Below are 15,778 nucleotides of genomic sequence, written 5' to 3'. Positions count from 1 at the left end.
GCTGACTGCCATCGGCAGTGTGCTTATCAGCTGGTTGACGGCCGCGGTGCTCATCGTAGGGGACCTTGTCACCGGCGGCGAACACCGCAACGGTGTGGTGGCGTCGTGTCTTGCCGTGTTGTGCGACGTGCTGACTGGGTACGCCGGTCGCATTCCGCAAGTACTGTTGCTCGCCGCTGCAGCCCTCGGCGTCATCACGGCCTCGCTCGCCGGTACCCGAATTGCCCGCGCTCTTGCTCGCCTGCGGGCGGGAGCGCTCGAGCACGCTGACGGGGTGCGGTTGGTGGGTCGGCCGGTCGGGCAGGACGTGTTCGTGATCGATGCTTCCGAACGTGCCGCCTACTGCGTATCGGGCCGCCCACCGGTCATCGTGGTGACCACCGGTGCGCTGGCGGCCCTCGACGACGATCAACTGGGCGCCGTGCTCGCACACGAGCGCGCTCATCTGGCGGGGCGCCATCATCAAGTGATAGCCGCCCTACGCTGTCTGGCGGTGGTCTTCCCGAAACTCTCGCTGATGACACGGGGCGCCACTGAGGTTTCGCGGATACTGGAGATGTGTGCCGACGATGCCGCAGCCCGTCGATTCGGTCGCCGCACGCTGCTTTCAGGATTGATGTCACTGGCCGGCGCAGCGCCGGCAGGATCATTGGGAGCGGCCGATGTGGCGGTGCTCAGCAGAGCCGAACGTCTGGCGGTTCCTGCAACACCGCCGACGCAGATACGCGCGCGGGCAGCATTGGCCAGCGCATCGACGCTGATGGCCGGCGGACCGTTGCTCATTCTTGCGTTGATGGCATCGGGCACGCTGATGTGCGGTTAGCTCCACGAATGTCGCGCAAGCAGAAGACCCGAGGACCGGCGCGGGCCGCTGACCGCGCAATTGTGAAAACCGCACACCGGTGGCTGCTCCGGCGACCATGTGCGGACCGTCCGACGCAGTCCCGCCACCGGTTTCAGCTCTCAAGCGTTGTTCGGCCGACGTGATCGCCAACTCGGGCGCGAACAAGGGCAGAACTCTACGGAACCCGATGTTATCCTACTATGACGGTCAGTAGAAGCCACGGTATCGGATTCGACCGAATGGCCGTTCGGGTACTCGTCGACTGCACGACCCTCGCCTACGGGGTTTGACCGTAGATGCGTGGGGTACGCGCCTTTTGTCCATGAGTTGTGGCTATGCGGTTTGGCTGGCCGCAATCACGTGGATCGTCGCGTCTTGCTGAATTTCGCGGCGCACCAACTGACGACAGTGATGGAGTGACGCAAATGAGCACCGCAGCTGAAATGCTGGAAACCTACCCGCAGGAGCTCGGCGGCATCGACCGTGCGGCATTGACGGAGTGTATCGAGGCGTGCATCGAGTGCGCGCAGGCATGTACTGCATGCGCCGATGCCTGTCTAAGTGAGCAATCGGTCCAAGAGCTGACCACCTGCATTCGCACCAACCTCGATTGTGCAGATCTGTGTGAGACGACAGGTCGGGTGCTTTCGCGCCACACTGGCTACGATGCCAATCTGACCCGTTCGGTGTTGCAGGCCTGCGCCACGGCGTGTCAGTCCTGTGGCGATGAATGCGCCAGGCATGCCGAGCACCACGAACACTGCCGAATCTGCGCAGAGGTGTGTCGGCGTTGCGGGCAGGCGTGCGACCAGCTGCTCGCAACGCTGGGCTGATGGCTGCGAAGCCTCCCGAGCACCGGCAAGCCGATGGAATCGTTGGCTTCTGATTCAGGATGGGCCCGCTCGCTTCGGCGGCGTGACCACACAGAGCCCGAGCTGACCGTCGAGTAGATCGTGTGCGACATCCTGCACCCGTCGGTTACACGGCTCGAGGTCGAGAGATCGACGTAGTACTGTTCGCCACCGACATTTTCCCTGCACGCCGCGCACCTTCACCGCCGGCGCCTGCCGGGGCGCTGCGCCGCATGACACAAAGCCGTTGAGTAGCAACATCCTCGGCGCTGCAGCGACCACGCTGCGCGGTGCCCGTTGCACCGCCTTTCATCGCCGAGGCCGGCGGCAAACCGTGACCGTTGCGGTCGCAAGCGCACCTTTGTGGCGGAAGTGGCTGCACCGTTGACCGCAACACGCCGCTGATTGTCCGACCATGACATCGGCGGGATACGGCATAGGGGTAGGGGGTACCCTCCGTAGTAGTGGCGTATCTGAGCAGGAGTGCGCCGTTCGCCCAAGCGACGACCTCCGGATTCCCAGACAGAGTGAGCCGGCCGATCGTCCTCAGGGGAAGGAGGAACCCACCATGGCCACAGCGGAATACCGGGTCTCCGGGATGACGTGTGGGCACTGCGAGATGTCGGTCCGCGAGGAAGTCAGTTCCCTCGGCGGTGTCACGCATGTGGAGGTGAGCGCTGCCACCGGCAAGCTGGTTGTCACCAGTGAGGAGCCCATCGCCGATGCGGCCATAATGGCGGCCGTAGATGAGGCCGGATACACCGCCGTGCGGATGACATGAGTGCCGGTCGGGTCCACGGCCGGTGGCACACCACGTCGACGCCACTACACGCAGTCGGACCAGCCCAGTTGCCGACTCGGGTAGTGATGCCGCCTTCTGGTTGTAGAGCCTTGCCGGTCGTGCTCTATTCCCGCCGCCGAGGCGAAGCGCAGTACCGCTGAGGGTTCCGGCCGAACGCAGCCAGCGGACAGCTCTTTGGCACGCGCCTCATGGAATTCACGCAAGCTGCAACTGGCCGACTCGCGTCGGGACGTGAATGACGCTCCCGGCGCTTTCGAGCCCCCTTCGAAAAGCCACCTCGGTGCCGGCAGGCATCGCAGTCTGCCGCGGCAGAAAGACACGGCCATTCGCGTACTTTCGGTATCTACCATCTCGGGAAGTACTTCCGGTATCTACTATTTCAGATAGTATGTGCTGGGGCGGCTGGGGCGCCGGTCCGACCCCTAGCTCGGGTGGCGCCTCAGTCGTTCCTTCCGTGCAAACCAGCGTTGCTACGAAGGCCGTCGAGGCCGCGAGAAGTATTGTGTTGGTTAACGACACGGCGCCAGGCCTACGAATTGCCAAATACTCGGGTGCCGTAGTGCGGGTCGCCTCGCCTCGAAGTGCATGCAACCGGTCCCGGACTGCCTTCCACGTGCAGTGCCGCATCTGGTAAGTAGGGTGGTGGAAGTACGTAGGAGCTGCGTATGCCGCTGGCCGTGTAAAGAAGGGGCGGGCAGTGCGAAACGTGGTGAAGGTGATGGCGGCAGGCGCAGCGATGGTGCTGCTGGCGGGACACCGGCATACCAGCCGCCTTTGCAGCGGCCAAATGTCCGCGCATGTTCGGCTCCCAACGGCGAGTGGCTGACGCCGGTGGCGCGCTGGCCCAAGTGTGAACAGCCACCGATCTGCAGCGAACCTCTTATCTGAATAGTTGGCAGCCGGCAAGCTGTGAGAGGCAGGCGTGGCGCGAGCGCCATGAAAGGAGCGGTCACACCGCGCACCATGGCCGGTGCGCTCGATGTGATCAATCCCGCCACCGACACGCTGTTGGGTTCGGTCCCCGTGGGCACGGGCCCGGCGCAGGTGGCCTGACTAATTCCAGATAATGCCCGCCGCGATGCCAAACGCGACGCTTACGCCGGACGTAACGACGGCGACGCCGGTCGGCCACCGTCTGGCGCTGGGTGCATCGGTGCTCGGCAAGCCAGCGGGGGCCGGGGTGAAGGTCGGGACGATCCAACGCAGGTAGTAGAACAGGCTGATCAACGTGTTGATAAAGACGGCGACCGCCAGCCACGCTGCGCCACCGTCCCATGCTGCGCTTGCGGTGGTCAGCTTGCCGACGAACACTGCCGCCGGGGGAGTACCGAGCAGCCCGAGGAGGGCGACGACCAGTGCACCGGCCAACCATGGGTGGGTTCGCGCCGTCCCCCGGTAGTCTCCGATCTCGCGCCGCTCGGGCAGTGCGGTGGTCACGGCGAACGCGGCGATGTTCGTGGCGGTGTAGCCGGCCAGGTAGAACAGCAGCGACGGCAGCGCCAGGTCGCTGCGGCCGACCACGGCGACTGGAACGAGCAGGTACCCGACCTGGCTGACGGTAGACCAGCCCAGCAGCCGCCGCGGATCGTGTTGCCAGAACGCCGCGAGGTTGCCCAATGTCATGCTGGCGACGGCGAATAGCGCGACCACCAGTGGCCAGGCCACGGTATCGGGCAGCACCGTCGCCAGTCGGTAGAGCGCGATCAGGGCGCCGATCTTGGGGATCGTGGTCAGAAACATGGCCGTGGACCCGTTGGCGCCCTGGGCCGCGTCGGGAATCCAGAAGTGCGCCGGCACTCCGCCGGCCTCGAACATCAGGCCCGTCAGGACACTCACCAGTCCGGCCGCGATGATCGCGGTCGGGCCGTCAGTGAGTCGGGCGGCGAGGTCGTCGTAGCGGGTTGCGCCGGTGATGCCGTAGAGGACGGTGATACCGAGCAGCAGCAGGATCCCGGACAGCGCCCCCAGCAGGTAGGCCTTCATCGCCGCTTCGGCACCACGCGGTGAGCGAACCATCCCGATCAGTGCGTACAACGGGATGCCGGCGAGCAGGTACCCGGTGGCCAGCACGAGGAGGTCGTCGGCGCCGGCCAGCACCAGCACTCCGGCGGTGGAACACAGCAGCAGGGCGTAGGTTTCGCTCTCCCGGGCGCTGCCGCCGATCTCCTCGCCGGCCACGATCACCACCAGCAATGCGCCGAGGGCGGCGATGATCCTGGCCACCCCGGTAGCGGTGTCGACGCTGAATGTGGCGTCGAACGCGGTCGAGTCGGTACCCATCAGCTGCACGACAGCGACGATGGCCGCGCCCGCCAGCGCAGCGCCCGCGGTGACGCGGGTCCACCACAGCCGTCGGCGGGGCAGGAACGAGCCGCCGATCAACACCACCAGCGCACCGCCGAACACCAGGATTTCCGGCAGCATCAGCAGCGGCTGCATCTGGGCGTCAGGCTGCACCGGTCACCGCCCGAGCAGCCCGATGAGCGCACCGGCGCCCGGCTCGATGAGCGCCAGCAGCGGCCGTGGGAACACGCCGATGACCACCGTCAGCGCGAGAAGCGTTGCCACCGAGAATGTTTCACTCGGCCGTAGATCGGCGAAACCTGCAGAGTGGCCGCGCGTGGGCCCGGTGAACACCCGTTGGAAGGCACGCAGGAACAGCGCCGCCGTGATCAATATGCCGGGCAGCGCCACGGCGGTAACCGGCGCGGCGGCGATGCTGCCGGTGAAGATCTGGAATTCGGCGATGAAACCGGAAAACCCGGGCAGGCCCAACGACGCGAAGGCGCCGACTGCGAACAGCGCGGCCAGTTTGGGCGCCGGCCCGGCCAGTCCGCCGTAGCCGTCGAGGTCGTAGCTACCGGCCCGGTCGTAGAGCACCCCGGCGAGCAGGAACAGTGCGGCGGTGATCAGTCCGTGGCTGACCATCTGGGTCACTGCGCCGGTGACTGCCACCGAACGGGCTTCGGCGGTGTCGCCGGCGACCAGGCCGGCTGCGCCGACGGCCATCACGATGTAGCCCATGTGGTTGACCGAGGTGTAGGCGATCATGCGTTTGATGTTGTTCTGCGCCAACGCCACCAGCGCTCCGTACAGTACGGAGACCACCCCGACGGCGACGATCAGCCAAGCCCAATCTCGCCAGGCCTGCGGCAGCATCGGCATCGCGATCCGCACGAACCCGTAGGTGCCCATCTTCAGCAGTACGCCGGCCAGCACCGCGGATCCGATCGCCGGCGCGTCGGTGTGGGCGGGCGGCAGCCAGGTGTGAAACGGGAACGTCGGTGTCTTGACCGCCAGACCCAACACGATCGCGCCCAGCACCAGCCCGCCGGTCAGCGAACTGCCGGCCAGCGGCATGGCGGCTGTCAGTGCCACCATGTCGAAGGTGTGCGGATCGGCGGCGATGTAGAGGCCGATGAACCCGACAAGCAGTGCCAGCGAGCCCAGGAAGGTGTAGAGGAAGAACTTCAACGCCGAGCGGGCCGCGTTGCCGTGCCCCCAGCCCGCGATCACGAAATACATTGCCACAATTGACAGGTCGAAGAAGACGAAGAACACGATCAGGTCGGCCGCGACGAACAGGCCCAGGCTGACGCACTGCAGGAACAGGAACAACGCCGCCTGGGCGCGGGTCCGATCGGTGCTGCGCACCGCGTACCCGGCGCACGCCAGGAAGATGACCGCGGTCATGATCACCAACGGCAGTGACAGCCCGTCCACACCGACGTGATAACTGCTGTTGACGCCGGGAATCCACGGCACCTGCTCCTCGAAAGCCAACGCATTGGGCGGCGGCGACTCGTAGCCCGCCCACAGCACGAGCGTCAACGCCACCTCCGCCGCGGTGACCGACACCCACAGCCAGCGCGCGGCGCCATCGCCGATCTGGGGCACGGCAACAAGTAGGGCCGCGGCGGCCAGCGGCAGAAAGACGATCAGACTGAGCACGGTTCACCTCACCACCACGAGGAGCAGGACACCGAGCACCAGGAGGATCACGGCCACGGCGTAGTACTGGTGCAACTGGCCGCTCTGCGGTTTTCGGGCCAGCTCACCGAGGCGACGCATCCGCGACGCCACTGTCTCGACCGCGGCGTCGACGCCGCGGGTATCGGCCCGACCGGCATAGTGGGCCACGTTCACCGTGCCGGTTGCGGCGGCGTCGACGGCACGGTCGAGAAGATGGTCGTCAAAGCGTGCCAGCGTGGCGGCGAGCGCCAGCGTGGGACGTACCAGCACCGTGTCCGCCGCGTGCTGCAGGCCCAACCACCCTGCGGCCCATCGTGGTTCGGGGACACCCCAGCGCAGCACCGCCAGCACGACGGCGGCGGCCAGCACCGCCGACGCCGTCAGCTCCACGATGGTGGCGTGCGGGGCCTCGGCGCCGTCGAGATCTCGGCCAAGCCAGGTGCCGATCGGGGGCAGCACCAGCGCCCCTGCGAGCACCGCACCCACCGCCAAGGCCACCAGCGGCACCTGCTCGAAGGCACTGAGGTGGGTGGGGTTTCGTGCCTGCCCTTCGCTCGGCACCGGCTCGTCCGGTGCGACGTCCGTGCGCCACAACACCATGACGATCTTGGCGGCGTAGGCAGCCGACAAGACCGCGGCCACCATGCCCGCCGCGTAGAGCCACGGTGAGCGCTCGAGCGCGGCGGCGAGCACCGCATCCTTGGTGGCCCACATCGACAGCGGCGCAACACCGGCCAGTGCCAGCGCCGACACGGTGGCCGTCGCGCGCAGGAGCGGCCAGCGCCGCGCCGCACCGCGCAGCATGCCGAGCCGCTGGCTGCCCAGCAGCGACAGCCAGGCCCCGGCGGCCAGGAACAGCCCGGCCTTGGTCCAAGCGTGCGCAATCAGTTGGGCCGCACCGCCACTGACGGTGGCCAGGCCGGCGGCCATCACCACGAACCCCAGCTGCGCTGACGTCGACGCGGCCAGCAGTTGCTTGAGGTCGCGTTGGGCCACCGCAACGACGCCGAGGAGCACGGCGGTCACCGCACCCGCCCACACCGCGGCGGTGGCGGCCCAACCGGTGGCGGCCAGCAGCGGTGCGGTGCGCAGCAGCAGGTAGGCGCCCATCGCCACCATCGCCGCCGAGTGCAGCAGCGCACTGACCGGGCTGGGACCCTGCATCGCCCGCGACAGCCAGAACGAGAACGGCAGCTGGGCGGCCTTTCCCAGTGCGGCGACCAGTACGCCGAGCGCGATCACGTGCCGCCAACCGGCGTCAGCGGTGGGCAAGTCGGCCAACGCCAGGCCGGCACCGCCGGCCAGCGCCGCGCCGGCGGCCAGATACAAACCCAGATCGGCGCTGCGGGTGGTGACGAACGCGGTCAGCCCTGCCGACACCCGTTGCTCCTCGCGCCAGTGAAATCCGATCAGTGCGTAGGACGCCGCCCCCATCACCTCCCAGGCCAGCAGCAACGCCGGTATCGACGACGCCGTCGCCGTCAGCACCGCGGCGGATGCGAACACCAGCATCAAGCCGTGGAATCGGCCGCCCGCCAGGGCGCTGTCTGCACTGGCGAACACCAGCACCAACAACGTCACCGCCGCGACCGCGGGCACCACCGCCGCAGCCAGTCCGTCGATCCGCAAACTGAATTCGGCACCGGCGACGAACGGTGTGCCGACCGCGGGCCGCGCCACCGCCACCCATCCCGACAACGCCAGCACGGCCGCCGAAACGGTGACCGAGATCGCCGCGGCGGTCCGTCTGAGTCCGCGGCCCCACAGCGGGCTCAGCAGTAACCCGGCGCCGACGATCGCCGGTAGCCCGATGAGCGCCCAGAGCGCCAGCTGCGTCACTGATGTCATGGTCGCCATCACCCGGACAGGTCGGTGGCCATGTCGGTCATGTCGGTCTGCCGGTCGCGGTGCAACAGCGTGGCGACGGCGAATCCCATCGCCATCTCGACCGTCATCGCCGCAATGACGACCAGCAGCAGCACCTGTCCGGTCGGGTTGGGCGCCAGGAACCACCAGAACGCGGCCCCGGCGAGGATGACCGCGTTGATCATCAATTCCAGGCCCATCATCACCATCACCACGACCTGCTGAGACAGCGCCCCGTACAGGCCGACGGCGAAGATTGCCGCAGCAACGATCAGCACGGTCTGCAGAGTCATCGGCCGACCCCGCCGGGTTGCGGATCGCGGGCCGGTCTTTGGTCCAGGTCGTCGCCGAACCGGTCGTAGCGGGTGCGGTGCGCGGCCAGCACCACGCCCGCGACGATGGTGGCCACCATGATCGGGCTGATGACGATCATCGCCAACATCTGCGGGCCCATCAGAGCCTCACCGAGCGCGGCGGTGACATCCGGCGCGGGCGCACCCCGGCGGGCGGGCCAGTCGACGAGCAGGATCCCGGCCGACAGGAGCATGAACGCCGCGACGGCGATCGCGAGCGCGGGCCGCTTGCCGTGCACCATGCTCATCGGCATCAACGCCGGGTTCATACCCATGAACATGACCATGTAGACGCCCATCACGGCCATCTCCATCACCATCATCAAGATGACGATCACTCCCATGTAGTTCTGCTGCATCAACAGCACGGCGACACCGACCGCGATGAACGACGCAGCCAAGGCATAGGTGGCGCGCGCCATCGAGTCCACCCAGAACACCGCGGCACCGGCGGCCACCGCGACAACGGCGGTGGCCCAGAAGACGATATGCGTGATCATGTGTCAGCCTCTCCAGACCGCGACGACGGCGACGACGAGGTCTTGTACGAGGACAGCCGGCAGCAGTACCATCCAGCCGATCTCCATGAACTTTTCCGGCCGCAACACCGGCAGCCGCTGCTTGATCCACACCAGAACCGTCAGCAACCCAGCGGTTTTCAGGATCGTCCACAGCCAGTCGGGAAGCACCGGGCCGGCGCCGCCACCGAGGAACATCGGCACCGCGAACGCCGCGCCCGCGGCCAGCAACGCATACCGGCCGGCCCCGAACAGCAGCCGGTCCACCCCGGACAGTTCGTCCGCCACCCCGCCGGCAATGTCGACACCCAGCGCGGGACGCAACGGACCCCACACCGAAAACCCCGCCACCCCAACGCAATACACGACAAACGCGACGGGCATCCACACCACAAACCACAGGTTATGCTGCGCGGCCGAGATCGAACCGACATGCAGGCTTTGGGCGGCGATGGTCGGCGCAACCAGAGCGAACATCAACGGCAACTCATACCCCAAGCCGTGCGCCAGGAACCGGTAGCCACCGATTAGCGAATGCACCGAATTCGGTCCCCACCCCGCCAGCCACACCAACGCCCACACCATGACATCCATCGCGTTGAACCACACGACACCGACATCCAAATCGAGCAGCGTCCACCGGCCCAGGGGAACAACGGTGACCATCAACAAGGCCACGGCGAGCAGGCCCGCACCACCGATGCGCCACAACAGCGTATCGGCGGCCACCGTAACGCGACGGCGTTGGCGCAGCAGCCGGACCGTCTCATACAACGGCGCAGCGACAGGGAATTTGGCGGCACCGGCGGTGCGCGCGGTGAGCGTGGCGTCCAGGGCTGCGGCGTAGCAGGCGAGGACGGCGACCAGTGCGGCAGCAGCCAGCGACCACGCCGCGGGCACCAGCACAGCGATCGGTTCAGCCATGATGACCGGCTTGTCCGCCGCTGACGCCGTCGATTCCGAGACTCGCGATCACCAGCCGGGCCGCGGCCACATCCAGGCCGGCCACAATCCCGGGCAGGGCATCGACCACGTCAGCGCTCGACGGCGGCAGCCCAATACCGCTGCAGGCGTGGTGGATTCGGTTCAGCAGCCGGTCATAGGTATCGCCCGCCCAATCGAGGGGTAAGTCCTGACTGCGTAGCTCCTCAACAGACAGCGCACCGAGGTCGCGCAGTGACCACCGCAATACCCGAGATCGCCGCACGATGTCATGCAATTTGACCAGCAATGCCGCGGCCCGGTCACTGTCGGCGTGAGCGAGCAGCGCATCGCGCGCCCGGCGGGCCTGCCCGGCCGCACGCGGCCAGCCTGCCAGCGCCAGCACATCTACGATGTGGTCGCACTGACGGGCAACCGACGAGGCCCCGCCGTTGGATCGCAGGAAATGCTCGGCATCCACACGTAACGCCTCGGGCTTGCCGATGACGTCACCATGCAACGTGCAAGCCAGCACCAGGCCCGCCGGCCAGTGCGGCAAGATCGGACCTAACCTGGCGTGCAAGACGTCCATTTCCAGGCCGTCGCGGTCGCCGGCGCCCTGCGCGAGCGCAATTCCCGCCGGCGCCACGTCCATGTCGCCATGATCCATGTGTCCGTGGTCCATCCCGTCGTGGTCGGTGTGCGCGTGGTCCATCCCGTCGTGGTCGGTGTGCGCGTGATCCATCCCGTCGTGGCCCATAGCTTGGCGACCGCCACCGGCTACCTCCTCGACGCCGGATTGTCGGCGCTGGCGGGCGTCGTCACGGTGACGGTAGATGTCTGTGAGTGCCGTGACGGCATCGTCGAGCGCTGCACCGACGGCACCGCCGTCGGCGATCGCCGCTCGGACGCGCGGACCGGGCAACTGCTCCCACACCCGCTCCACGGCCGCAGACAACTCGGGCCCAGGCGTTCCGCACACAGCCAGCACGTCGGCACCTGCAGGCGACGGCGCGATCTGCCAGCCGCGTGCCGCCAGCTCCCGTTCCACCCCCGCCCGCAGCGTCCACTGCCCCGGAGTCTCAACCAGCAGGGCATGGGGCCGACGGGCTGCCCACCGTGCCGCCAGCGCCGTCACACCCATCGCAGTGCGCCCTCTCGCCACGCCCACACCACCGCCACGAGCAGCGCCCCGAGAAAGACGAACATCTCGACAATCGCCGATACACCGAGCTGCGCGACCACCACCGCCCACGGATACATGAACAGCATTTCGACATCGAAAGCTAGGAAGACCAATGTGGCCAGATACCAGCGGACGTGGTAGCGCGACAGCGCGTGCTCCGCGGGAAGCCATCCCGACTGAAACGGCAAGCACACCAGTGCGCGGTTCGCGCCGGAAACGACCCGGCTCGCACCGTAGGCCGCGGCAACGCCCGCAAGCGATATCGCCAGCATCCACGCCACAGCCGCGTACACGAAAGTTTTCCTCCCGCCTCGATATCCAGAACCGCTCTACGAGTGGTGCGAACATACGGTGAACGGCACCTCCCGAGCAATGACGGTTAGCCGCGCGGTCTGCTTCTAAAACCTGCCCGAGGTCTGCGCGGCCCGAAGTAGGCCGCCGCATCTATTGAGTTGAAAGATTTCGCATCACGCCGAAGAAGATCGATGCTGCGTCGCCCGACTGGGCGGCGCGGTTGGTCACCGTCGTCGGAATCGGCATTCTCGTCGGCTATCTCGCCACGGAAACGCTCGTGCAAAGGGCTGCCGATGGTGGTGCGCCCGACACTGACGTGGATCGGTTTCTGCCTCATCGCCGGATATCGGCATTCGCCCTATTCCGGTTCGACCGCGCCGGACGACTTCAGCTCACGTGCCTCTCAAGTCTGCACCACCACGTAAGTCGACGCTGCAACCGAATAGGCCCTGCGACGAGGATTTGCCTGTCGACTCGCAACTTTACCGACAGTGAATCTCGTCGCCGCAGCGTATGTGTGGCAGAGGCTGGTCAGACACCGGTCAGCGGGCGGCCATCGGCCTGCCAGGCGCGCATGCCGCCGCGAAGTTCGACAATGTCGGTGTAGCCGAGATCGCGAAGTGTCTCAGCTGCAATAGCACTCATTGGTCCAGACCGGCAGTAGATGGCCAACCTGGTAGAGCGATCGGCTGGGAGTCGACCAGCCTGCGCCGCGATCTGATCGAACGGAATCGACAGGTCCGTGCCCGCGATATCGCCTTCGAAGGGCACATGAACATTGACCGTCACCCGATTCGGCTCGGCGATGACTGCGGAGAATTCGTCGGGATCGACCAACCGGGCGGCGCTCGAGACCTGGGTCTGCGACGTTGACGTCGGGGGCGGACCTCCCGATGCGCACGATGCCAACACGAGCAAGCCGGCGGCTGTGAGAGTCGCGACAACGAATCGCGATGAAGACGCAGGAAGTACCGGCTGCTCCGGCTGTTGATACCGCGGTCGCGACGCTTCCACACGACTGCGGCGGATCGATCCACGCATGTCCGCAATATACCCCCGGAGGGTAAGGGTACTTGCGCCCAAGTCCATCGAGGGCTAACGTTCCCACCGTAGTAATACCCCCGAGGGGTATAGATAAGAGTGAAAGATGACCGCTACAACGGCCGTCGACTGGCATCTGCGCGGCGACTGGTTCGACGTGTGTAGCTGCAAGCTGCCCTGCCCATGCAGCTTTGCTCAAGAGCCCACCCACGGGGACTGCCTGTTCACCCTCGTGTGGCATATCCGCGATGGCCACTTCGGTCAGGTGGATCTAGCGGGATTCAACGTCGTCTCCCTCGGGGAGTTCACTGGCAACATGTGGGTCGGTGACCCCAACGCCATGATGAAGCTGATGTTCTACATCGACGGCAACGCCGACACCGCCCAGCGTGAGGCATTGAAGCGCATCTTCACCGGCAAGGAAGGCGGCTGGCCAGCCGAATTCGCAAGCCTCATCGCCGATTTGCGCGACATCGTGTACGCGCCGATCACCTTCGAGGCCGCCGACGATCTGACCTACTGGCGAGCCGAGATCCCGGCCAAGGTCGATGTGCGGGTCGCCGCTCTGACTGGGCCCACGTCGGATCCGAACCGGCGGGTCACCACAATCAACGCGCCGGGAGCTGAGGTTGGCCCCGGTCAGATCGCCACATGGGGCGTCGTCGAACGCGATCATGCTGTCGGCTTTCAGTGGTCGCACGAGTACCGCGGCGGTTCCAGTAAGCACTTTCCGTTCGATTGGCGACCCGACGGCGGTGACGCACGCCAGCAGGAATCCACGACGAGTGAGGGGTCGTCATGCAAGTGCCATGCCTGACCGTGGCGGCGCGCAACGACCGATGAAGGCCGGGGGAGGCCGCCGAGGGCACAACGGTCCATAGGCGGCCAACCCACCCTTCGTGCGGCGTCGGTTTGACGAGAGCCACCGGTGTGCGCACGTAAGCCGGATTCGCGCCGCCCGTGCGTTTCGCCCATGCGGCGAGAAGCCCTCCGCAATTCCGCACGACCGCCGAACGCCAAGGCCATACCCCACAACACGGGTACACTCATCTCAACTACTATCAGACTACGTAGAGAGGCGAGCTGCCGGAACCGAGTGTCGACTGTTCGCTCAATCGCCCGAAAGGACACGTTGTCATGCGACTAACGACCACGCTGACCACGACGATCGCAGCTGCGTTCGTCGCCGCCGCAACAGCGTTCGCCGCACCCAGCAATGCCACCGAGCATTGCCCCCACAAATTCGGTTCCGCACAACAGATCGTTGATGCTGGGGGCGCGGCGGTCCAGGAGTGGGTCGTTGCCGACCTCCAGAAGTCCGAGACAGTCCTACCGGGATACAGTCCACGCGGACAGCTCTGGGAAGCATCGACGACAGTACGCGCAGCCACAGGCACCCTCACCCCGATCATCCCCAACCTGCACGCAGTTACCGCAGCCGGCCAGCGCTACCCCGTGCTGTGGCAGATCGCTACCCCCCAAGGCTTGCCCGCCGCTAACCTCGCGCAAGGCCAAAGCTCCAGCGGCAAAGTCTATTTCGATATCGAGGGTACAGAGCCGATGGCAGTGATCTATGCCGACGGGAACGGCACCCACATGATGTGGTGCTGCGACGGAATGATGAAGATGCCGATGGACAATTGCCCAATGTGTGCGACTATGGAAAAGCCGTGCCCACACTGCCGCGATCGGATGTAGAACCCTAGACCTTGCCTTGCACGGAGCGAAGGAAGGACGACTCGCTGCGGAGCGGGTGGTGTTATTCGCTGTGGTGGTGATCGCCCTCAGCTCTGTGTGAAAGATCCGTAGCCGCAGCCGGATGCTCAACCGTCGAGGATGTCGACCGGCTAGGTTGAGCTGGGTGCACTGGCACAACACCAGCCGCCTCCACGGCTACCTCGGCCACCACCGCATCCCGGAAAAGATCTGCACCACTTCGCCGGCGGTGCGGGCATGCAGACGCTGCCCGATCAGCCGCCACGAAACACTGTAGAGGGCTTTGGCGGCCTTGAGGTGCGCGTCGACGCCGACGGTGCCAATGGACCATGTGGACAGCTCAAAGGACGTAAGCGGCAACGCTATCAACGCTTCAGCTTCGATGGTCTCGAACCCCCGCAGGGTGCCGCTCCCTCCAACGCCCGGCTCTTGCGGGTGTCGGCGACCTCGACACTCCAGCGTTCGCCGTCGGCCTGCATCGCCGCGACTGAGGCGAACTGGCGGCCGCACCAAAACGAGTTCCGCACATAAGTCATGGGACGTTCTACCCGAGATTTGTCTTCGGGTTTGAACGCTCGCGTCGAGTCGATCAGAGTGCCGTAGTGCACCGCGAGTTCGGCGTGGGTGCGGTTGATCTGCGTGTCGTACAGGTCGAGCTTGTCCACCCCGGTCTTGAGGTTGTCACACACCAGTCGCGCGGGCACCCCGCCGAAGAATTCGAATGCCGCGACATGGAATGCGCACCAGGTAGTTTGGTTCATCCGGCTCACCGGGCGCACGAACAGGTGCCGCGAGCTGGCCAGCACCATCACCAACGCCCACACCGCCACCCGCTTGGCCGCGGCCGGATCGACCCACATGCCCAGCGATCTGGGCCTCACTGCCGGGATCGACCCCGTGGCACCGTCACCTTCGCCCGGGCCACCTCCTCGGCGAAATACGTGGCGTTTCAGCGCCGCACCGACGATTCCGAGGCCCCCACATCATGGTCGTCGCGCAACCGTTGGGCGATGGTGGCCACCGTGACATCGTCGTCAAGCCAGCCCTTGATCCGATCGTGGTGCGGCGCGATCAGCGGCCACGTCGACGCCTGCGCCGCCGGATCAGACATTCCGGGAACCAGCCCCCGATCAACTCCGCCCACGCCTCGGCTCAACGGTTCGCCGCGGGGTTCTATCGTCGGCGATCGCCGGGCTCAGAATTTTTTGCGGATGGTTTTGCGGTCGATGCCCAGTGACTGCGATAACTGGACCTGTGAACGGCCCGCATGCCAGTGGGTGAACGACTCGACCAGGTCGACATCACGATATTTCTCCTCGCCATCAGCGGCCTTCCATCCATCACCAGATAGATGCAGAGCGAACCTTCCAACGAGGCCAACACCGGACAGACACACCGCCCAGGGGGGAATTAC

At 66.1% G+C, this 15,778-nt stretch carries 14 protein-coding genes and 1 pseudogene; 5 read left to right on the top strand and 10 right to left on the bottom strand.

Annotated features, from left to right (window positions below; genetic code table 11):
• The 3 genes from RMCN_RS05630 to RMCN_RS05620 all read left to right on the top strand — a co-directional run.
• A partial coding sequence (locus RMCN_RS05630; protein ID WP_206779115.1) for a M56 family metallopeptidase occupies nucleotides 1-823 on the top strand: 823 nt, incomplete at its 5' end.
• Between the two features lie 446 nt (nucleotides 824-1,269).
• Entirely contained in the window at nucleotides 1,270-1,677 is a 408-nt protein-coding gene (locus RMCN_RS05625) for a four-helix bundle copper-binding protein (protein ID WP_067387769.1), read from the top strand.
• Nucleotides 1,678-2,263: 586 nt separating this feature from the next.
• Entirely contained in the window at nucleotides 2,264-2,476 is a 213-nt protein-coding gene (locus tag RMCN_RS05620) for a heavy-metal-associated domain-containing protein (protein WP_067387768.1), read from the top strand.
• 1,074 nt (nucleotides 2,477-3,550) lie between these two features.
• Here RMCN_RS05620 and RMCN_RS05615 read toward each other — a convergent pair.
• The 9 genes from RMCN_RS05615 to RMCN_RS31370 form a co-directional block, all read right to left on the bottom strand.
• Nucleotides 3,551-4,936 carry an NADH-quinone oxidoreductase subunit N gene (locus RMCN_RS05615; RefSeq protein ID WP_067387767.1) on the bottom strand — a complete coding sequence of 462 codons (1,386 nt, stop codon included), beginning with the start codon at nucleotides 4,934-4,936 and terminating at the stop codon, nucleotides 3,551-3,553.
• Between the two features lie 21 nt (nucleotides 4,937-4,957).
• The gene (locus RMCN_RS05610; RefSeq protein ID WP_067387766.1) at nucleotides 4,958-6,448 is read right to left on the bottom strand and encodes a complex I subunit 4 family protein; all 1,491 of its coding nucleotides are present in this window, start codon (nucleotides 6,446-6,448) and stop codon (nucleotides 4,958-4,960) included.
• Nucleotides 6,449-6,451: 3 nt separating this feature from the next.
• Nucleotides 6,452-8,317 carry a proton-conducting transporter transmembrane domain-containing protein gene (locus RMCN_RS05605; protein WP_067387778.1) on the bottom strand — a complete coding sequence of 622 codons (1,866 nt, stop codon included), beginning with the start codon at nucleotides 8,315-8,317 and terminating at the stop codon, nucleotides 6,452-6,454.
• Between the two features lie 8 nt (nucleotides 8,318-8,325).
• A complete protein-coding gene (locus RMCN_RS05600; RefSeq protein WP_067387765.1) occupies nucleotides 8,326-8,628 on the bottom strand; it encodes an NADH-quinone oxidoreductase subunit NuoK in 303 nt (100 codons plus the stop codon).
• Complete coding sequence (locus tag RMCN_RS05595) at nucleotides 8,625-9,188, bottom strand: NADH-quinone oxidoreductase subunit J (RefSeq protein WP_067387764.1); 564 nt, start codon at nucleotides 9,186-9,188, stop codon at nucleotides 8,625-8,627. The genes RMCN_RS05600 and RMCN_RS05595 overlap by 4 nt, the downstream gene beginning before the upstream one ends.
• Before the next feature lie 3 nt (nucleotides 9,189-9,191).
• Entirely contained in the window at nucleotides 9,192-10,130 is a 939-nt protein-coding gene (locus RMCN_RS05590; protein WP_067387763.1) for a complex I subunit 1 family protein, read from the bottom strand.
• Nucleotides 10,123-11,292 (bottom strand): hypothetical protein, encoded by a 1,170-nt coding sequence (locus RMCN_RS05585; protein WP_084377196.1) that lies wholly within the window; start codon nucleotides 11,290-11,292, stop codon nucleotides 10,123-10,125. The genes RMCN_RS05590 and RMCN_RS05585 overlap by 8 nt, the downstream gene beginning before the upstream one ends.
• Nucleotides 11,262-11,606 carry an NADH-quinone oxidoreductase subunit A gene (locus RMCN_RS05580; RefSeq protein WP_067387761.1) on the bottom strand — a complete coding sequence of 115 codons (345 nt, stop codon included), beginning with the start codon at nucleotides 11,604-11,606 and terminating at the stop codon, nucleotides 11,262-11,264. The genes RMCN_RS05585 and RMCN_RS05580 overlap by 31 nt, the downstream gene beginning before the upstream one ends.
• Before the next feature lie 532 nt (nucleotides 11,607-12,138).
• Nucleotides 12,139-12,444: a rhodanese-like domain-containing protein gene (locus RMCN_RS31370; RefSeq protein ID WP_234787583.1), complete on the bottom strand. Its 306-nt coding sequence runs from the start codon at nucleotides 12,442-12,444 to the stop codon at nucleotides 12,139-12,141.
• Nucleotides 12,445-12,754: 310 nt separating this feature from the next.
• On the opposite strand from RMCN_RS31370, the gene RMCN_RS05570 reads away from it, so the two are divergent.
• Both RMCN_RS05570 and RMCN_RS05565 read left to right on the top strand, forming a co-directional pair.
• Complete coding sequence (locus RMCN_RS05570) at nucleotides 12,755-13,465, top strand: DUF1326 domain-containing protein (protein WP_084377190.1); 711 nt, start codon at nucleotides 12,755-12,757, stop codon at nucleotides 13,463-13,465.
• A gap of 320 nt (nucleotides 13,466-13,785) precedes the next feature.
• The gene (locus tag RMCN_RS05565; protein ID WP_084377188.1) at nucleotides 13,786-14,346 is read left to right on the top strand and encodes an MPT63 family protein; all 561 of its coding nucleotides are present in this window, start codon (nucleotides 13,786-13,788) and stop codon (nucleotides 14,344-14,346) included.
• A gap of 216 nt (nucleotides 14,347-14,562) precedes the next feature.
• Here the strand turns inward: RMCN_RS05565 and istA are convergent.
• A pseudogene (gene istA, locus RMCN_RS05560) lies at nucleotides 14,563-15,721 on the bottom strand (IS21 family transposase); the annotation flags it as partial.
• Nucleotides 15,722-15,778: the final 57 nt, after the last annotated feature.

It is taken from the genome of Mycolicibacterium novocastrense (assembly GCF_001570485.1).
GTDB classification, from domain to species: Bacteria; Actinomycetota; Actinomycetes; order Mycobacteriales; family Mycobacteriaceae; genus Mycobacterium; species Mycobacterium novocastrense.
Note: the sequence above shows the minus strand (reverse complement) of the source record. Positions and strands in the feature narration are given on the sequence as shown.